Source organism: Ruegeria sp. CI5 (genome assembly GCF_056536885.1).
This window is the reverse complement of record NZ_JBQFQN010000002.1, coordinates 129,983-147,200: the sequence shown is the minus strand read 5'-3', so window position 1 is coordinate 147,200 and position 17,218 is coordinate 129,983. Positions and strand designations below refer to the sequence as shown.

The 17,218-nt window shown below is 63.9% G+C and carries 16 protein-coding genes; 8 read left to right on the top strand and 8 right to left on the bottom strand.

Annotation, left to right across the window (positions count from 1 at the left end):
- The first annotated feature begins 12 nt into the window (after positions 1 to 12).
- A complete protein-coding gene (locus ACR0BA_RS09540; RefSeq protein WP_480727652.1) occupies positions 13 to 2,571 on the top strand; it encodes a hybrid sensor histidine kinase/response regulator in 2,559 nt (852 codons plus the stop codon).
- On the opposite strand, the gene ACR0BA_RS09535 is transcribed toward ACR0BA_RS09540, so the two are convergent.
- On the bottom strand, positions 2,561 to 3,790 hold the full coding sequence (locus tag ACR0BA_RS09535; RefSeq protein ID WP_170444631.1) for a polysaccharide biosynthesis/export family protein: 1,230 nt from the start codon (positions 3,788 to 3,790) through the stop codon (positions 2,561 to 2,563). The genes ACR0BA_RS09540 and ACR0BA_RS09535 overlap by 11 nt on opposite strands.
- 195 nt (positions 3,791 to 3,985) lie before the next feature.
- Between ACR0BA_RS09535 and ACR0BA_RS09530 the strand changes: the two genes are divergently transcribed.
- Genes ACR0BA_RS09530 through ACR0BA_RS09515 form a run of 4 tightly spaced genes read left to right on the top strand, consistent with a single transcriptional unit; the run spans position 3,986 to position 8,146 of the window.
- Positions 3,986 to 5,224: an oligosaccharide flippase family protein gene (locus ACR0BA_RS09530; RefSeq protein ID WP_480727650.1), complete on the top strand. Its 1,239-nt coding sequence runs from the start codon at positions 3,986 to 3,988 to the stop codon at positions 5,222 to 5,224.
- Positions 5,221 to 6,141 carry a glycosyltransferase family 2 protein gene (locus tag ACR0BA_RS09525; protein ID WP_480727649.1) on the top strand — a complete coding sequence of 307 codons (921 nt, stop codon included), beginning with the start codon at positions 5,221 to 5,223 and terminating at the stop codon, positions 6,139 to 6,141. Before ACR0BA_RS09530 ends, ACR0BA_RS09525 begins: the two co-directional genes overlap by 4 nt.
- 20 nt (positions 6,142 to 6,161) lie before the next feature.
- A complete protein-coding gene (locus tag ACR0BA_RS09520) occupies positions 6,162 to 7,148 on the top strand; it encodes a glycosyltransferase family 2 protein (RefSeq protein WP_480727647.1) in 987 nt (328 codons plus the stop codon).
- A gap of 14 nt (positions 7,149 to 7,162) precedes the next feature.
- Entirely contained in the window at positions 7,163 to 8,146 is a 984-nt protein-coding gene (locus ACR0BA_RS09515; RefSeq protein WP_480727646.1) for a glycosyltransferase family 4 protein, read from the top strand.
- A gap of 17 nt (positions 8,147 to 8,163) precedes the next feature.
- On the opposite strand, the gene ACR0BA_RS09510 is transcribed toward ACR0BA_RS09515, so the two are convergent.
- The 6 genes from ACR0BA_RS09510 to ACR0BA_RS09485 all read right to left on the bottom strand — a co-directional run bounded on the left by ACR0BA_RS09510 (position 8,164) and on the right by ACR0BA_RS09485 (position 14,032).
- Positions 8,164 to 8,586, bottom strand: coding sequence for a GNAT family N-acetyltransferase (locus ACR0BA_RS09510; protein WP_170529897.1), 423 nt, complete (start codon positions 8,584 to 8,586; stop codon positions 8,164 to 8,166).
- A 44-nt stretch (positions 8,587 to 8,630) separates the two neighbouring features.
- The gene (locus tag ACR0BA_RS09505) at positions 8,631 to 9,908 is read right to left on the bottom strand and encodes an amylo-alpha-1,6-glucosidase (protein WP_480727644.1); all 1,278 of its coding nucleotides are present in this window, start codon (positions 9,906 to 9,908) and stop codon (positions 8,631 to 8,633) included.
- A 10-nt stretch (positions 9,909 to 9,918) separates the two neighbouring features.
- Entirely contained in the window at positions 9,919 to 10,959 is a 1,041-nt protein-coding gene (locus tag ACR0BA_RS09500; protein WP_480727643.1) for an ABC transporter ATP-binding protein, read from the bottom strand.
- A gap of 21 nt (positions 10,960 to 10,980) precedes the next feature.
- Positions 10,981 to 11,820 carry a carbohydrate ABC transporter permease gene (locus ACR0BA_RS09495; RefSeq protein WP_170341552.1) on the bottom strand — a complete coding sequence of 280 codons (840 nt, stop codon included), beginning with the start codon at positions 11,818 to 11,820 and terminating at the stop codon, positions 10,981 to 10,983.
- A complete protein-coding gene (locus tag ACR0BA_RS09490) occupies positions 11,817 to 12,662 on the bottom strand; it encodes a carbohydrate ABC transporter permease (RefSeq protein WP_480727641.1) in 846 nt (281 codons plus the stop codon). The genes ACR0BA_RS09495 and ACR0BA_RS09490 overlap by 4 nt, the downstream gene beginning before the upstream one ends.
- 101 nt (positions 12,663 to 12,763) lie before the next feature.
- On the bottom strand, positions 12,764 to 14,032 hold the full coding sequence (locus ACR0BA_RS09485; protein WP_480727639.1) for an ABC transporter substrate-binding protein: 1,269 nt from the start codon (positions 14,030 to 14,032) through the stop codon (positions 12,764 to 12,766).
- A 246-nt stretch (positions 14,033 to 14,278) separates the two neighbouring features.
- Here ACR0BA_RS09485 and ACR0BA_RS09480 point away from each other — a divergent pair, with 246 nt between their 5' ends.
- The gene (locus tag ACR0BA_RS09480) at positions 14,279 to 15,292 is read left to right on the top strand and encodes a LacI family DNA-binding transcriptional regulator (protein ID WP_480727638.1); all 1,014 of its coding nucleotides are present in this window, start codon (positions 14,279 to 14,281) and stop codon (positions 15,290 to 15,292) included.
- A gap of 4 nt (positions 15,293 to 15,296) precedes the next feature.
- Here the strand turns inward: ACR0BA_RS09480 and ACR0BA_RS09475 are convergent, their stop codons facing one another.
- Positions 15,297 to 15,662, bottom strand: coding sequence for a winged helix-turn-helix transcriptional regulator (locus tag ACR0BA_RS09475; protein ID WP_480727636.1), 366 nt, complete (start codon positions 15,660 to 15,662; stop codon positions 15,297 to 15,299).
- A gap of 128 nt (positions 15,663 to 15,790) precedes the next feature.
- Between ACR0BA_RS09475 and ACR0BA_RS09470 the strand changes: the two genes are divergently transcribed.
- Both ACR0BA_RS09470 and ACR0BA_RS09465 read left to right on the top strand, forming a co-directional pair.
- On the top strand, positions 15,791 to 16,399 hold the full coding sequence (locus ACR0BA_RS09470; RefSeq protein ID WP_480727634.1) for an NAD(P)H-dependent oxidoreductase: 609 nt from the start codon (positions 15,791 to 15,793) through the stop codon (positions 16,397 to 16,399).
- Entirely contained in the window at positions 16,386 to 17,105 is a 720-nt protein-coding gene (locus ACR0BA_RS09465; protein WP_480727632.1) for a glutathione S-transferase family protein, read from the top strand. Before ACR0BA_RS09470 ends, ACR0BA_RS09465 begins: the two co-directional genes overlap by 14 nt.
- Positions 17,106 to 17,218 lie beyond the last annotated feature (113 nt).

The following is a 17,218-nucleotide window of genomic DNA, read 5'->3' as shown; positions in this document are numbered from 1 at the left end:
ATGAGGCTCGGATTGAGCGATACCGATACGCAGGTTTTGCGCCGCCGATGGGTCTTCGGGCTCATCGGCTTCGGCGTTTTGTTGGGTCTGGTCACGGTGGCGTGGCTGTCGGCGCAGGTGTTTACCGATTTCAACGACCGGCGAGCGGCACCTTCGGACAATGTCCAATGGACGCTGTCGCAGGTTGAGGTCGACTATCTGTCCTACCTGAATGCTCTGGAAACCGCGTCGGCGGCACAGGACGCGGAAAATGGCACGTTGGATCTGGTGCGCCGGCGGTTCGATCTGTTTTACAGCCGTGTCGATACGCTGGCCCAATCCCGCGTGTTCCAGCCTTTGCGCCAGGATGACCGGTTCCGCCTGCCGTTGGAGCGGGTGACCCGGCACCTGAACGCCGCGGTCCCCTTGATCGACGCGCCGGATGCGGAGCTGTCCGAAAAACTGGACGATCTGAAACGCGCCGCCCTCGAGATCGGTCCGCATGTCCGCACGTTGGCCGTTTCGGGCATCTCGTATTTTGCCACCGAGTCGGACCAGCAGCGCATCCAGACGGCGGCAAACTTGCTGCGATTGGCGATTCTGTCGGGGGCCTTGCTTCTGACCCTGGGCGCCGTCAGCGCCTATCTTCTGGTGGTCAACCGGCGCGCCACGCGCCGCGGCCGGGCGCTGCGGCAGGCGAATGAACGGATGAACACGATCCTCTCAACCTCGTTGGACGGAGTGATCGTGGTCGATGCCAAGGGCGACGTGATCGAGTTCAACCCAGCTGCCGAGGCAATATTCGGCTATACGGCGGATCAGGCCCGAGGTCGCGCGATCGGTGACCTGATCGTGCCGCCGCATCTGCGTGAGGCACATAGCGCCGGCATGGCGCGCATGCAGTCTGGCGGAGAACGTCATGTCGTCGGCAAAGGCCGTGTCCAGTTGGAGGCGATGCGCGCGGATGGCGAGCAGTTTCCGGTCGAACTGGCGCTGCAATCGGCCCGGGCAGGCGATCAGGAAATCGTCATCGGCTTTGTCCGTGACATCTCGCAGCGGGTTGCCGCCCAGCAGGAATTGATCAGCACTCGTGACCGCGCCTTGGCCGGCGAGAAGGCCAAGGCCGATTTCCTGACCGTGATGAGCCACGAGATCCGCACGCCGCTGAACGGGTTGCTGGGCAACCTCACGCTGCTGAAAAACACCCGCACCACCCGCGAACAGGCGCGGTTCGTCGAGAACATGGAAATCTCGGGCCAGATCCTCCTGAGCCACGTCGACACCGTTCTGGACATCGCCCGGTTTGAGGCCGGGAAACTGTCGGTGACGTTGCAGCCCTCGAACCTGAACGACATCCTGCAAGAGATTGTGGACGGTCAAAGCGGCAACGCCGCCTCGCGGGAGAACTCCATCTCTTGGCAGTGGGTGGGTGAGGCGCGCCCCTGTGTCGCCGCCGACGCCCAAAGGTTGCGGCAGATTCTTCTGAACCTTGTCGGCAATGCCATCAAGTTCACCGAAAACGGTCGGATCTCGATCGAGGTCGAAGTGACCGAGCCTGGCCCCACGGCCGGCGTCAACATCTTTGAATTCCGCATCATCGACACGGGTATCGGTATCGGCCCGGATGAGGTCGACGTCATCTTTGACGATTTTCACACCAGCGATCCAAGCATCGGTCGGGCCACCGGGGGCACCGGTCTGGGCCTGGGCATCGCACGTCGGTTTGCTCGGGCCATGGGCGGCGAGATCGGCGTTGAAAGCACGCCCGGCGAGGGCAGCGTGTTCTGGGTTCGTCTGCCGCTGCAGGACGCGGAATTGGACGCCAACGTTGACGGCGACCAGCCAGACGTTCAGCACGCCCAGCCGTTGGACGTGCTGGTGGTCGAAGACAACGAGATCAACCGCGAAGTGATCTGCAACATGCTGAAACTGGACGGTCACCGGGTGACGGTTGCCGAGAACGGCCAACTGGGCGTGGACGCGGCGGCAACGCATCGGTTCGACGTGATCCTGATGGATATCAGCATGCCGGTCATGGACGGTCCGACGGCCACGCGCCACATCCGCAGCGGGGGCGGGCCTTCGGCGGAGATACCGATCATTGCCGTTTCGGCCAACGTGCTGCCTGATGCGGTCGACGCGTTCCGCGCTGCCGGTATGACCGCCTTTGTCGGCAAGCCGATTGCCCTGGATGCCTTGCGCAAAGCCTTGTCGGTGGTCACCAACCCCGGAGCTTCGACCCGGTCCGAGGACGAAACGGATCATATCGGCGATCTGCGCGCCAGCCTCGGCGCCGACGTCTTTGACCGGTTGCTTGCCAAATACCTGTCCGAAGGGGATGCCGTCGTCGCTCAGCTTGCCCAGTTGGAGGCCGGTGAAGCCGATCTGGACCAGGTCGCGCAGGAGTGTCACAGGCTGGCGGGAAGTGCGGCGACCTTTGGTGCGATGGGGTTCCGCGATGCGCTGATTGCGATCGAGATGGCCGCAAAATCAGCAGAACGTCAGCAGGTCGCCCTTCTGTTGGACGGTCTGCCCGAGGTTTGGGAGCGGGCAAAGGCTGTGTTGCCCGCCCCCGGTGCGATCAAGGGATGAGCAGCGCGGCGGCCCCGACGATGCCCAGCGACCGGGCGATTTCGGTCACTCCGGTGACCTTGCTGTCGTAACAGGCCACGGCATCACCTGGCAGAACATAGGGGTCGAAGTCGTCACGGTCTCCGCGCCGCAGCAGCTTTTCGATATTGCGCTCGATCACGACCGAGGATCCGGTCACTGGGTTGCGCGTGAACAACACTGCGCTGCGGTTGGCGTTTGTCGTCTTCGACCCGCCGACGCAGTTGCTGTCGACCACGGCCTGCAGGAAACGGGTGCCATAAGGCACTTCACGCACGTCGCGCCCGATGGCGGATTCTGCATTGCCCGCGGCCGGTTGGGTCAGGTTCGACATGTATAGCGTCACGCCGGGCGGGCTGATCGGGCTGGGGCGCATCAGCGCGTCCTGGAAGCAGCCGCGGCTGTTGACCACGATCTGGTCGCCGGTCAGCAGCATGATGTCGGTCGGGTCCGATCCTTCGAACACGCCGCGCAGATCCATGCGATAGATGCGCCCCTGGCGGTGCAGTTCGACCGCTGACAGATCGGCATCCGGCCGCACCCCGCCCGCGGCCCGCAGCGCCACCGACAGGTTGCGCCCCTCGGTCGAGGCCCCCAGTGCGCCCTGGCGCCGACGGTCAAGGGAGTCGCCCGGAACTCCGCCGATCTCGACCGAGTGCGGCTCGAACACCGCGCCGCGCACACCTACTGTCACCGAGGCGAAATCGCTGACCCGTACGGTCACGCGGGGTTCGATGTCATAGAACTGGGCCGCAACCAGAACCCGTGCCACCTCTTGTTCGACCTGTTCGGTGGTGCGGCCCTGGGCGCGCACGGGCGGCAGGTAGGGCAGCTTGAGGTCTCCGTCACGCGAAACGACATAAGCGTCGCTCAGCAGGTCGTCCCCTTCGATGGTGATCTGGACCATGTCGTTGCGCGACAGTTTCTCGCCCAGCAAGGGGCTGAGCGCCGGTTGCGACCATTTCGCATAGGTATTTGCGCCGTGATCGCCGGCCTGCGGCATGCAGGTCTGGCCGTTCATCGCGGCGGCCTGCAGCAATTGCGTATCGCCCCGCCGACGACCGGGTTCGCGATATTGCGCCTGATAACTTTCGCCGCGCGATACGGCTTCGATGTTGCGCGGGGTCTGCATGCTGCTGCACCCCAGCAGGGTTGAGGCGCTGACGGCCGTAATAAGGAAGGTCTTGAAATTCATGGTCATTTTCATCTCCTGATCTGTCACAGAAGATAAACCGCGCCGCGCGCCCTGCGTCAGTCCGGCATCGGGATGGCGGTTTGTCCCATTCGGATAGGTCCCTCTCCGAACGGTCCCCTGCCCCGTCCGACCGCGTCCGGGACACAGACCCTGGCCACCCGTACAACAGAACCAACAACTGTTTTTCGGGATAACGGCGTCATGACGCACAGCTTTGCACGATCAGGCTTCCTACAGCATCTTTTGGCCTACACCGCCTCCGAAGTGGCGGCCAAGGCGTCGCGCCTGGTCGTCGTGGTGGCCGTTGCCCGTACCCTCAGCCCCGAAGCGATCGGTCTGGCCGCAGCAGCTCTGGCGGCGGGCGACATCCTCAAGGCGCTGACCGAGAATGGGGTGAACCAGCGTATCATTCAGGCTCCGTCCGAGGAGTTGGCGCGGCGGTGCAACACGGCGCACCGCATCTTCTGGGTCTGGTGCTCGGGGCTGTGCTTGCTGCAACTGGCGGTCGCGGCGGCGCTGTTCATCATGGGCCACACCATGCTGGCGATGCTGCTGGCGGTGCTGGCCGGGGAATACCTGTTCATGCCAGCGGGCCTGGTTCAGGCCGCACTGGCAATGCGCGAGGGCAAGCTGCAGCAGACCGCCGCGATCGCCGGCGGGCAAGTCGTGGGGGCCAACGCCCTGACGGCGCTGCTGGCGGTGGTCTGGGCTTCGCCCCTGGCGCTGGTCCTTCCGCGCCTGCTGACTGCACCTGTCTGGCTGGTGCTGATGCGCCGCCTGCGTCGGTGGTCGCCTGATCGTCAGGCCGGGTTTGCAGCCTTGAAACCTTTCGTGGTCTACGGCTGGGCCGTTCTGGGCGTCGAACTGGTCAAGGTTCTGCGCCTGCAGGCAGACAAGCTGGTGGTGGGCGCGATGATGGGCGCAGAGGCGCTTGGCATCTATTTCATGGCTTTCAATGCGGGGCTTGGGCTGGCCACTTCGTTCACGCAAGCCTTCTCGGTCGTTCTGTTCCCGCATCTGTGCGCGGCCGAGGACAAGCATGGGGCGCTGCGCCACGGGCTGGGCCTGTCGCTGCTGATCCTGACGCCGCTGGTTTTGCTGCAGGCGGCACTGGCCCCGGTCTATGTGCCGCTGCTGCTGGGACAGGGCTGGGCCGAAATCGCCCCGGTGGTATCGGTTCTGTGCCTTGCGGCCCTGCCGACGGTGATCTGGTCGGCGGTCGCTGGGTGGCTGCGGTCGGAAAACCGCCCCGTCACCGAATTACGGGTCAGCACGGTTCTGGCCGTGGGCCTGATCGCCAACACTACCCTGATGGCGCCGCTCGGCCTGATGCCCGTCGCCGTCGGGTACGTCTGCACCTGCAGCGCCATCATGCTGGCCGCTTCCTGGGCGCTGCTGCCGCGGGGTTCTGCTATCATTCAGGAGGCGCGCGCCCAATGACCCGGTTTTCCATCATCGTTCCCTTCCACAATGACGCGGCAACCATTGCCGCCACCCTGAATAGCCTGCTGGGGCAGAGCTTTGCGGATTTCGAACTCATCTGCGTGGGCGACAAGCCCTCGCGCCAGACGACCGAAGTTGTCCGGCAATTTTGCGCGCGCGACGCCCGGGTGCGGGTTGAGGCCAACCCCAATCGCGGCCCCAGCTCTGCGCGCAACCATGGTGCGGCAGTGGCCACCGGCGACATCCTCGCGTTCTGCGACGCGGATGACCTGTGGGTCACCGACAAGCTGGCCCAACTGGACCGGTTGTTTGCAGATACCAGCATTGATGCGGCCTTTGGCCAGATCGGGTTCTTTTCCGAAACCCCCGGCGATTGTCCGACGCGCTCAACGGTTCCCACCGATCCCCTGACCATTCCAGACCTGCTGGCGGAAAATGCGGTGTGCACGATGTCGAACCTTGCAGTGCGCCGCCAGGTGTTCGCTGCTGTCGGCGGACTGAACCCGGCTGCGGTCCACAACGAGGATCTCGAGCTGCTGATCCGCTTGGCAGGCGAAGGCCACGTGATCATCGGCGTCGATCGCCTGCAGGTCTGGTACCGGACCAGCGGCAGCGGTCTGTCTTCGGACCTCGAGGCGATGCGGGCCGGGCGCGCAAGGGCGGTTGCAACAGCGGCCCGCTATGGCGTTTCACCATCGCCTGCATCTGAGGCGATTTACATGCGGTATCTGGCCCGCCGCGCGCTGCGTCTGGGGGCAGAACCGTCGATGGCCCGCGCCTATGCCCGCGCCGGTCTGGCGCTGAATGCGCGCAGCTTTCTCAACCCCATTCGGCGCGGTGTGCCCACTGCACTTGGCGCGGCACTGGCCCCCGCCCTGCCCCGCCCGATCCGTCAGGCGCTGTTTGCCCGCTGATCCCAACCAGGAGACCCAAAATGCCCCAGGCATCCATTATCGTTCCCGCCTACAACACCGCCGCGACCCTCGCCGAGACTCTGGCCTCGCTTCTGTCGCAGACCCATGACGATTTCGAGATCATCATCGTGGATGACGGTTCGCAAGACGAAACCCGGGCCATTGCCCGCGCCCATGCGACCGACCCAAAAGTGCGGGTGATCCGGCAGGAAAACCGTGGCTTGGCCGGGGCGCGCAATACCGGCATTGCGGCCGCGCGGGGAGAGTTCGTTGGCTTCTGCGACGCCGACGACTTGTGGCTGCCCGAAAAGCTGGCCACCCATGTGCGCCACCTGCAGGCCGAACCCGACCTTGCGATCAGCTATTCCGGCAGTGCCATGATTGACGAGGGTGGTCGGCTGATGCGCGTCCGCCAGTCGCCGCGCCTGCGGGATGTGACGGCGGCACATGTCCTGAAACGCAACCCGATCGGCAATGGATCGGCAGCGGTGATGCGCAAATCGGCCTTGCTGGATCTGGCCTACCGTCCGGCGTTCGAGTCCAAGCGCGACTGGGTCTTTGACGAAACCTTCCGCCAGTCCGAGGACATCGAATGCTGGCTGCGGCTGATGCTGACGACGGATTGGCAAATCGCAGGCGTACCTGGGTTGCTGACCCGCTACCGGATCCACGCGACCGGCCTGTCGGCGGCCTTGGACCGGCAGTTGCAGGCGTGGGAGCGGATGGTCGACAAGCTGCGTCCGCTGAACCCCGAATTCTTTGCCCGGCACGAAGCGGCGGCGCGCGCCTATCAGCTGCGCTATCTTGCGCGCCGCGCAGTCAGCAATCTGGATCCGCACAAGGCTTGGGAGCTTGCGCAGCGGTCGGTTTCAACCAGCGCCCGGCCCCTGATCGAAGAACCCGCCAAAACGTTGACCACCATCATCGCAGCCGCAGCCCTGCGCGCGGTCGGGCCAGCGCCTGTTGTTCAAGCCGGTCGCCTCATGCGCCGCCAGACTTCCATCTGAACCGAGGTTTCCAAATGTCCAAGATCACCGTTCTTCACCTTGTTGATGACACCACGGCCGGTGGGGTCATGCGTATGCTCGACCATCTTGCGCAGCTGCCCGAACTGGCCGACGAAGTCCACCAAGAGGTTCGCCCGGTCAAGCGGACCGCCTTCAGCTGGGGCAGTTTCGACGCCGATGTCATCGTATGCCACATCGCCCCCGGCTGGCGCTGCCTGCCGGCCTTCTCGGCCTTGCGGGCGATGCATCCCACCACGCGGTTGGTTCATGTCGAACACAGCTATACCCGGTCTTTCACCGCCTTGAACGTGCCGCACAAGCGGCGGTTCTTTGCGATGCTGCGCGTGACCTATTCGTTGTTCGATCAGGTCATCGCCGTCAGCAAGGCGCAGGCCGGCTGGATGGCTGACCGGCGGTTGACCCCCGCATCCAAGCTGAGCGTGATATCGCCCCAGGTTGATCTGAGCGCAGTTGCCCCCGCAGCCGGGCCGGTCGAGGCGGCCCGGGTCATCGGTGCGATCGGACGGCTCGAGCCGCAGAAAGGCTTCGATCTGCTGATCGAAGGATTTCGCATGTGCCCCAACCCCGATGCACGGCTTGTGATCTTTGGCGAAGGCAGCCAGCGCGACCGCCTTGCAGCCTTGGCCGCAGGCGACCGACGGATCGAGTTTCGGGGCCACGCCGACGACCCGGCCGAAGCCTATCGGGTCGTGGACGTGGTGGCGATGCCCTCGCGATGGGAGGCCTACGGGCTGGTGGCGGATGAGGCGCGCGCGGCGCGGCGTCCGGTCATCGTCAGCATGGTCGACGGTCTGCGTGACCGGATCGGGGCAAGCGGCGTGATCCCGTGCGGGTCCGATCCCAAGGCGTGGCGCAAGTCGATCGAGGCGGTTCTGGCGGGTACGCCTCCGGTGGTTCCCGTCCTGGCGCCCAAGGCTGATAGATCCCGCTATGCACAGCGGTGGCAGCAGGTGTTCGACCCGGCCAAACGGTTGTGAGGGCGGCGTGGCCACGGCTACGGCAAGGGGCGCCACAAGAACCAGCGGCAATGTCCGGGCGGGTTTTGCGTGTGCGTGTTGGCCAGGCGACCAAAGGGCTCGAAGCCCGAAGCCTGATAGAACCGTGTGGCGGCCGGGTTGGATGTGTCCAGCCACGCAGAATGACACCCGCGTCGGCGCGCCTCGTCAAAGGCGTGGTCCAGCAACTGCCGACCCAAACCGCGGCGTCGATGGGCCGGGTCGATCCATAAGGTCTTGATCAGCAGCCACCCATAGGAGGTGGCGCCATGCAGGCCGCCAACCCGGCCCTCGCCGTCCTGCGCAATCAGCGTGATGCTGTCATTGACCCCTTGGGGCGCAGTGGCCCGCAATTCCGCAAGAAGGGCTTGCTCGACCCAGTCCGCTTGCCCGGGGGCGGAAACAATGGACGGTCCCGCCATCGGTCAGTCCGGTATCCATTGGGCGGGGACCGGTGCGGCGCCGTTCATGCCGGGGTGGTTTCCGCGTTCAGGATCTCGATCACCATCGCGGCCGTCCAGGTAAAGCTGCTGCCGCCGCAGGGTTCGGCAGTGACTGGGTCGTAATACTCGGCAAAGCCGCTTTGCTCGATCAGGCGCAGGCTGTCGTCGACGATCCGCTGCACGATCCGGGTCTGGCCCGCGCGTTTCAGACCATCGGCGATCATGTAGTTCACGATCAGCCAGACCGGCCCGCGCCAGTACCTTAGTCCGTCGAATTCAGGGGCCGCCGGGTCGTGGCTGGGCACCAGATACGGGACTGCGGCTCCGATGGCGTCCAACCGCTGGGCGATGGCCTGCGCGCGGTGCTCGGGGATGGGACAGAACGCCGCCAACAAGCCGCCGATCGAGGGGCTGTCGATCAGCGCCCCGGTGGCCCGATCAAAGCACAGATATTGCCTGCGGGTCTCGCTCCACAGGGCGTCCATCGCCGCGATGCCCGCCTGGGCAAAGGCGCGCGAAGCGCTGGCGATCTCGGCCTCGCCCAAGTCGTCGGCCAGCGCAGCAAGGTCAAGGCACGAGCGGATCAGGATCGCGTTGAATCCCGGGTCCACGACCCGGAACGGCGAGGCGTCATGTAGCTTGGAATTGTCCCAGCCAAGGTCGCGGAAATGTTGCACCAGCCAGATATAGCGGCGGTATTCTTCATCGGTCGGCCTGTGCGCCGGGTTGGCATGGGCCACGTCGCGACGCTGGAACGGGGCCACGCCCTCGGTCGGGACCCGGGCCAGCGCTGCGTCCCAATCGACCGAGTTGTCGCGCCCCGATTCCCACGGGTGGATGATGGCGACCAGACCGGTGCCCTGCGGGTCGCGGTTGGTATAGAACCATTGGTGCCAGGCGTGGATCTTGGGCAGCAGGGCGCGGGCCTGCGCATCGGCCAGCGCCCGGTTTTTGGCCCGCGCATGGATCCGCCGCACGGCGAACCCGGCCACCGCCGGCTGCGTGATGCCCGAGGTGGGAACCGCGCGGCCCGTGGCCCAGACATCCGGCCCTGGGAAATAGCCGTCATTCATCTCGTGGAAGATGATATGCGGCACCATGCCATCATCCCACTGATGCCGGAACAAGGTCTCGATCTCGCGCCAGGCGCGGGCCTCGTCGAAATGCGAGAACCCAAGGGCGCTGAGCGCGCTGTCCCAGTTCCACTGGAACGGATAGAGGCCGTGGGTGGGCACCGTGTAGTCGCCCCGGTCGTTTCGGGCCAGAACGGCGCGGGCCTGTTCGATCAGATCCTGTTTCATTGCGCGCTCCTCAGGCCACGGCCAGGGTTGTTTCGGGGTCGAACCAGCGCACCCGGTCGGGCTGCGGGGCCAGGGTCAGGGTGTCGCCGCGGCGGACGGTCAGATCGCTGTCCAGAACCGCGCGGAACAAGGCGCCATCCACGCTGCAGGTGACCAGAAGGTGCGCGCCCAACGGTTCGACCACCTTGACCGTGGCGGCCAGGCCCGTGTCGGCCGGGCGCAGATCCTCGGGGCGGATGGCGAAATGCAGCGGCGTGGTCCGGGACGGCCCGTCGAGGATCTGGCCCGCGACTGTCCATTTGCCGTCTCTGGTCGGAGTGGCGGGCAGGAAGTTCATCGGCGGATTGCCGATGAATCCGGCCACGAACTCGGCCGCCGGGTTGCGGTAGACCTCGATCGGCGAGGCCGCCTGAACGATCTTGCCCTGATGCATCACGCTGATCCGGTCGGCCATGCTCATGGCTTCGACCTGGTCGTGGGTGACATAGATGGCGGTGGTGTTGCTTTCGACCAGAACGCCTTTGAGCTCGGCCCGCATCTCCATCCGCAGCAGCGCGTCCAGGTTCGACAGGGGCTCGTCCATCAGGATCACGTCGGGCTCCATCGCCAGGGCGCGGGCCACGGCGACGCGCTGGCGCTGACCGCCGGACAGCTCGCCCGAATAGCGCCCCAGCAGCTGGTCGATATGCATCAGACCCGCCGTGCGCTCGACCCGGCGCTTGACCTCGTCATTGGGCAGTTTCTGCATCCGCAGGCCGAACCCGATGTTTTCGAACACGGTCAGGTGCGGGAACACCGCATAGTTCTGGAACACCATGGCGATGCCCCTATCCTTGGGCGGCAGGTGATCCACCCGGCGCCCCCCGATCCAGACCTCGCCCTCGGTCGCGGTTTCCAGCCCGGCGATGATCCGCAGCAGCGTGGTCTTGCCGCAGCCCGAGGCTCCCAGCAGAACCATGAATTCCTGGTCCTGGATGGTCAGGTTGATGTCGTGCAGCGCCTGATAGCTGCCAAAGCGTTTCGCGACATTCTTGATTTGAATTTCTGCCATTATTCCAACTCCTTGGGGCTGTCAGCGGTTGGCGATGCCCCACATGGCGAACAGGTATTTGCGCACGGCGAAGATGAAGATCAGTGCCGGAACGACAAGGATGAAACCGCCCGCGAATTTCAGATGCAGCGGCGAGGTGTCGAGGTTCTGCAGCAAAAAGGCCGTCAGGGTCCGGTTCTCGATCGTCAGGACGGCGGCGGCGAACACCTCGTTCCACGAGATCACGAAGGCGAAGATGGCCGAGGCCGTGATCCCCGGCAGGATCAACGGCAGCACCACCTTGGTGAAGGCGGTCAGCCGGGTGCAGCCCAGCGTCCAGGCGGCCTCTTCCAGTTCCAGCGGGATGCCGGAAAACAGCGAGAACGTGATCAGCACCGCAAACGGGATGGCCAACGTGGTGTGCACCAGCGACAGGCCGAATACCGTGTCATCCAGCCCGGTCTGGATGAACATCACCGCCAAGGGCAATGCCAGCAGCGGCAGCGGAAAGGCGCGGGTCAGCAGGATCAGCAGGCGGAACGCCTCCTTCCCGCGAAAGTCGAACCGCGACAGGGCATAGCCTGCCGGCGCGCCGATCAGGATCGACATGATCATCGTCAGCCCGGCCACCAGGATCGAGTTTTTGAGCGCGGTCAGGATGCCCGCGAAGCCTGCAAAGAACCCCAGGCTCCCCAGGTCGAATTCGGGGATGAAGGGCTTGGGAAAGCTGTTCACCGTTTCCGGCGAAGACAGCGTGTTGATCAGCAGGAAATACAGCGGCACCAGCACCCAGGCGCACAGCAGCACCACCGCGGCGATGTAGACATAGCGTCCGGCCCGGCGCGTATCGGGCGCGGCGACATCGGTCGTGACGGTCGTCATATCGTGGCTCCTTTCGGGACACGCAGGGCGCGCAGTATGATCAGGGTGAACCCGATCGAGATGGCGAGGATGATCAGCGCCATCGCCGCCGCCGCGCCGCTGTCAAGCAGGTCGAACTGATAGGCGTAGGTTTCGCTCATGAGGACGGGGAACAGGGTGCCGCCCAGGGCCAGCACCACGGCGAAGACCTCGAAGGCCAGGATCACGCGCAGCACCAGTGCCGTCTGCAGCGACGGGCGCAGCAGCGGCAGCGTGATGCGGGTGAAGCGTTTCCAGGGCGAGGCGCCGAAGACCTCGGCCGCCTCATAATATTCCTTGGGGATCAGGCCGATCCCGGCCACCAGGATTACCAGCATGATCGCCGTGGCGCGCCAGATCTCGGCCAGGGCGATGGCCAGGAACACCACGCCGGGGTGCTGATAGCTGAGGAAATTCACCGGCCGGTCCACCACGCCCAGCCCAGAAAGCATGGAGTTCAGGAAGCCCGACTGTTCGAAGATCGCCAGCCAGATGATGCCTGCGGCCAGATCCGAGATCCCCAGCGGGATGGTCCAGACATACAGCACCAGGTGGCGCCCTCGCTGCATCCTGTTGACCATCGTGGCCATCAGCAGCGCCAGCGCCAGTTGCACCGGAACCACCGCCGCCGCCAGCAGCAGCGTATTCTGCAGCGAGATCGGGAATTTCCAGTACCCGACCACCTGCCGGAAATTGTCCAGCGTGAATCCGTCGCCGGTGTTGAAAGCCTGCTTGGCGACCAGGACGAAAGGATACAGAAAGAACAGGCACAGAAACGCCGTCACGGGCAGGATCAGCACATAGGGCAACACACGAGCGTTCATCAGATCGCTCCTTTCCTTGCGGAAGTTCCGGTGGTTTCGGGCAGAGAGGTCGGGGGACACCGGGCCTGCGTCAAGCCCGGTGTCGGGATCAGGTCAGACCCTTATTCGACGGGGCACGGACCGTCCGAAGGCGCATCCGGAGCCCAGCAGGGCGCGCCGGTTTCCTGCATGATCGCCTCCAATGCGCCTTTCTGATCGTCCAGCACGGTACGGATGTCCTGACCGCCCAGTACGATCCGCTCGAACGCATCTGTATAGACGCGGTTGAAGTCACCGCCCTTGTCGCCCAGTCCCGCGGGCAGCAGCCCGGGGTTGGCATCGGCCGAGCCACTCATCTTGGTGACCGCGTCGCCTGCGGCTTTTACGGCTGGCGGCAGGTCGTCGGGCAGGTCAACCGCGACGACCGGGAAGAAGTTCGTCGCGCGCAGCGTGGCGATCTGGGTTTCCGGCTTCATCATGTAGGCAACCAGAGCTTTGGACGCTTCCATGTCCGGTGCGGTTTTGGGGATCGCAACTCCAGCCAGAACCGGCATGAAGCCGCGCCCGGTCGGGCCCGCCGGGGCCGGGAAGGCCACGAAGTCATCAGGCCGCTCGTTGAAGGCCTGCGCCAGACGCGAGGTGTGGTCGAAAACGATCCAGGCGTCGCCCGACAACAGCTGTTCCTGCATGAACGAGAAGTTGGTCGAGGCCGGGTTGGTATGCGTCCACAGCTCGCGGAATTTTTCCCACGCGGTCACGGCATCGTCGCTGGCAAAGGTCCGCACCACGCCGTTCGTATAGGACGGATACAGATAGCCCTGGAAGAAGCGGTGCTTCAGGCCCTTGGGCCCGGCCGGAAAGCCGAATTTCGGCTCGCCCGCTGCCTCATGGGCGTTGGCGGCCCATTCGATCAGCTGGTCATAGGTCAATGCATTGATTTCTGCGCCTTCGGGCAGGTACTGCAACGCCTCTTTGTTGGCCGCCATGATATAGCTGGCCTGCATCCAGGGGATGTATTGCAGGCTGCCTGCTCCCAGCGTCGCCAGTTCGTTGAACGTGTCCGAGGCCGAGGCGATGCCCAGATCATCCAGGTCGACCAGGTCATCGGGGTTCATGGCCGAGAAATCACCATGCAGCGCGCCCAGAACGCCGATCGTGCCCGAGCCGGCCTGCAATTCGGCTTGCAGACGCGTCAGCCAGGGACCGCCGTCATTGGGCTGGTAGTCCACGCCACCCTCGAAGCCCGAAAGGACCTGTTCGCGCATGGCCTGCGCCTCTTCGACCGGCTTGGCCTGTGTCGACCAGAACAGAACCTCGGCCTGCGCCACGTTTGTGACCAGGGCCAGAACAAGGCCGGATGCGGCACCGACCAGCTTGGATTGAATTGACATGGACTCCTCCCAGAGTTTCGATTGGGCCTTTTGCCCGTTCTGCCCGGTGGGGTCGGTTTGCTGTGCTTGTCGTGCGACGACTCACCCCAGGCGATGTCATTAGCATGGTATAACGATATATCTTACGTCAACGAATATTTTCCAATCGGTTGGCCCGAACTTTAGTAAATTGTGGGAATTGCTCGTTGCAATGCCCTAGTGAGTTAGGCATTTTGATGATGCAACGATATATCAGAAGTCCGAGAAATGCCCGCCAAACCCACCCTCGCCAGTGTCGCCAAAGCCGCCGGAGTCTCGATCCCGACGGTCAGCCAGGTGATGCGCGGCACCGGGCGGATTTCCGAGCAGACCCGTAAGAAAGTGCTGCAGGCGGCCGAGGCCTTGCACTATGTCACGGACTCGCGGGCGGCGTCGATGCGATCAGGCGAGAACCGGGAAATCGGGTTCGTTCTGAACCAGTTCGCAAACCCGTTCAATGCCGAAGTCGTTAGCGGCGCGGTCGAGTTGCTGGAGGCCGAGGGGTATCTGGTTTCGATCTTGGACACGCGCGACGACGCGGACCGGCAGGGCAAGCAATTGCGGGATTTCATCCGCAACGGGCGCGGCGGCCTGCTGTGGGTCCCCGCGCTGGAGACCACGGCGGAAACCCTTCAACTGCTGCGCACGCATGGTTTGCCCACGGTTACCTTTCTGCGCCATGTCAGCCCTGATTTTGATCATGTGGGCATCAGAAATTCCGAAGCGACCGCGACCGCGACCAATCACCTGGCGGATCTGGGACACAGGCACATCGCATTCTTCGGCGGCATCGGCATGAACCCCGTTCGAAAGCAGCGCATAGCCGGGTACCAGCGTACGCTGCAGGACTTGTCTTTGGGGCCGCCGATCATCTGGCCCTCACCTGACACCAAGCGTGCCGGTATGCAGGAGATGCTGAAATTGCACGACGCCCATCCGGAGGTCACGGCGGTGGTCTGCAATGGCGACATGGTCGCTTTGGGGGCGTGTTTCGGTCTGATGCGGGCTGGGTTGCAGCCGGGGCGGGATGTTTCGATTGTTGGATTTGACGATACCGAGGATGCCTCGGTCGCAATTCCCGCGCTCAGTACCATGGCGGTTTCGCCAAAGCGGTTGGGCCGCAAGCTCGCGCGCACTCTGCTGGACAGGATAAAAGACCCTGACATGCCGGTAATCGTGTCCGAAGTTTCGGCTCGGTTCATCGCACGGGAAACCACGGGGCCGCTGCAGAAGGACCGCTGACGGATCAGGCGCGCGTGTCCGGCAAGGTCTCGCTCCACTTCCGCAGCTCGTCCAGAAAACCCAGCGCGGTGCGTCCACGGTCGGTTACGGAGTACTGCACCGAAACCGGTGAGGTTTCGAGCACTTGGCGGAGTACCAGGCCCTGTTGCTCCAATTGGCGCAGGCGTTCGGCGATCATCTTTTTGCTGGCGCCGCCGATCATCCGCGCCAAGTCATTGAATCGCACTGGCTCGTCTTTGAGGTGCCATAGGATCGACCCGGTCCACTTGCCACCGATGATCCGCATGCCGCGCTCGATGGGGCATGGTTCGCGGCACGCATCCACCGCTTGCCGCTTGCCTTGGTCGTCCTGTTCGATACGGGCACGCATCGCCTACTCCAGTCCAGTTTTAGGTTACAAAAAGTAAACTGGTTGCAATTCATCACTACCGTTCTCAAGTTCGGTTTCACCCCAACCGAAGTCAAGGGGCAAGCAGTTTCAAAACCAAGGATATGGACATGAACAAGATCCTGATCGTGAACGGTACGCAGCCTTATGAATTCGCACCTGGCCGCCTGAATGCGTCGCTGGTGCAACGGGCGCAGGACGCACTGGCCGGTATGGGCCACGAGGTGCGCGTGACCACGGTTGCTGAAGGGTACGACATCAATGCCGAGATCGACGCCCATGTCTGGGCGGATGTGGTCATCATGCAGTTTCCGGTGAACTGGATGGGTGTACCGTGGGTGTTCAAGAAATACATCGACGAGGTCTACACCGCGGGCATGGACGGCCGGTTGCTGGCCGGCGACGGCCGGACCGCCGAGGCGCCCAAGGCCAATTACGGCACCGGTGGCCTGCTGCATGGAACGAAATACATGCTGTCGGTCACCTTCAACGCTCCGCGCGAGGCGTTCGACAACCCGACCGAGCCGTTCTTTGCCGGGGCCAGCGTCGATGACCTGCTGTGGCCCATGCACCTGAACGCCAAGTTTCTGGCGATGCAGCCCCTGCCTACTTTCGCGGCTTTCGACGTGATGAAGAACCCCCAAATCGAACAGGATTTCCAGCGGTTCGACGCGCATCTGAAAGAGCATTTCGAGGAGATCGCGCATGTCGCGGCCTGACATTCACCTCTACACCGCGGCCACGATGAATGGCTACAAACCGGTAATCTTCCTGGAAGAGGCAGGCGTGCCCTACGACCTGACCCCCATCGACTTTTCCAAACAGGAACAAAAGACGCCGGATTTCTTGTCGCTGAACCCCAACGGCAAGATCCCAGTGATCGAGGACCGGGCCGAAGGCCGCGCGATTTTCGAAAGCGGCGCGATCCTGTGGCACCTCGCGCAGAAATACGGTCAGTTTCTGCCCTCAGACCCCGCGCAGCAGTCCGAGGTGATGCAGTGGATGCTGTTCCAGGTTGGGCATGTGGGTCCGATGATGGGCCAGGCGATGTATTTCCAGCACATTGCTGCCCCCAATGGCCATCCCGAACCGTTCTCGATCCGCCGCTACGTGAACGAAAGCCGCCGCCTGATGGAGGTGATGAATGATCGCCTGAATGGGCGCGACTGGATCGCGGCGGACGAATACACGATCGCGGATATGATGCTGTTCCCTTGGGCGCGGGCCTATGTCTGGGCGCGGGTTCAGGTCGATGACCTTCCGCAACTGAACGCATGGTTCGACCGCATTGATGCCCGCCCCGCAGTGCAGAAGGCGCTGACCATTCCCAAGGCCAATCCCCAGTTCTGGGATGCTTCGGCTGATGCCAGCGCCTTTGCTCGGGAAAACGCCGCGCGGTTTGCCGGTGACGTGAAAAAGGACTGAGGCTTCGGCCCGGGTGCGCCAGCCCGGGCCCGCGCCACAGCACCTTGGGCGCCGCACGGCTCAAGCGCAGGTCGATGGCCGCGTGGACGCTTTACTCGGGTGTCAAAAGCGGT

Excerpts from the sequence above, each read along its gene's own strand:
- ACR0BA_RS09535 (WP_170444631.1), bottom strand. The coding sequence starts at position 3,790 with ATGACCATGAATTTCAAGACCTTCCTTATTACGGCCGTCAGCGCCTCA.
- ACR0BA_RS09530 (WP_480727650.1), top strand. The coding sequence starts at position 3,986 with ATGACGCACAGCTTTGCACGATCAGGCTTCCTACAGCATCTTTTGGCC.
- ACR0BA_RS09525 (WP_480727649.1), top strand. The coding sequence starts at position 5,221 with ATGACCCGGTTTTCCATCATCGTTCCCTTCCACAATGACGCGGCAACC.
- ACR0BA_RS09520 (WP_480727647.1), top strand. The coding sequence starts at position 6,162 with ATGCCCCAGGCATCCATTATCGTTCCCGCCTACAACACCGCCGCGACC.
- ACR0BA_RS09515 (WP_480727646.1), top strand. The coding sequence starts at position 7,163 with ATGTCCAAGATCACCGTTCTTCACCTTGTTGATGACACCACGGCCGGT.
- ACR0BA_RS09510 (WP_170529897.1), bottom strand. The coding sequence starts at position 8,586 with ATGGCGGGACCGTCCATTGTTTCCGCCCCCGGGCAAGCGGACTGGGTC.
- ACR0BA_RS09505 (WP_480727644.1), bottom strand. The coding sequence starts at position 9,908 with ATGAAACAGGATCTGATCGAACAGGCCCGCGCCGTTCTGGCCCGAAAC.
- ACR0BA_RS09500 (WP_480727643.1), bottom strand. The coding sequence starts at position 10,959 with ATGGCAGAAATTCAAATCAAGAATGTCGCGAAACGCTTTGGCAGCTAT.
- ACR0BA_RS09495 (WP_170341552.1), bottom strand. The coding sequence starts at position 11,820 with ATGACGACCGTCACGACCGATGTCGCCGCGCCCGATACGCGCCGGGCC.
- ACR0BA_RS09490 (WP_480727641.1), bottom strand. The coding sequence starts at position 12,662 with ATGAACGCTCGTGTGTTGCCCTATGTGCTGATCCTGCCCGTGACGGCG.
- ACR0BA_RS09485 (WP_480727639.1), bottom strand. The coding sequence starts at position 14,032 with ATGTCAATTCAATCCAAGCTGGTCGGTGCCGCATCCGGCCTTGTTCTG.
- ACR0BA_RS09480 (WP_480727638.1), top strand. The coding sequence starts at position 14,279 with ATGCCCGCCAAACCCACCCTCGCCAGTGTCGCCAAAGCCGCCGGAGTC.
- ACR0BA_RS09475 (WP_480727636.1), bottom strand. The coding sequence starts at position 15,662 with ATGCGTGCCCGTATCGAACAGGACGACCAAGGCAAGCGGCAAGCGGTG.
- ACR0BA_RS09470 (WP_480727634.1), top strand. The coding sequence starts at position 15,791 with ATGAACAAGATCCTGATCGTGAACGGTACGCAGCCTTATGAATTCGCA.
- ACR0BA_RS09465 (WP_480727632.1), top strand. The coding sequence starts at position 16,386 with ATGTCGCGGCCTGACATTCACCTCTACACCGCGGCCACGATGAATGGC.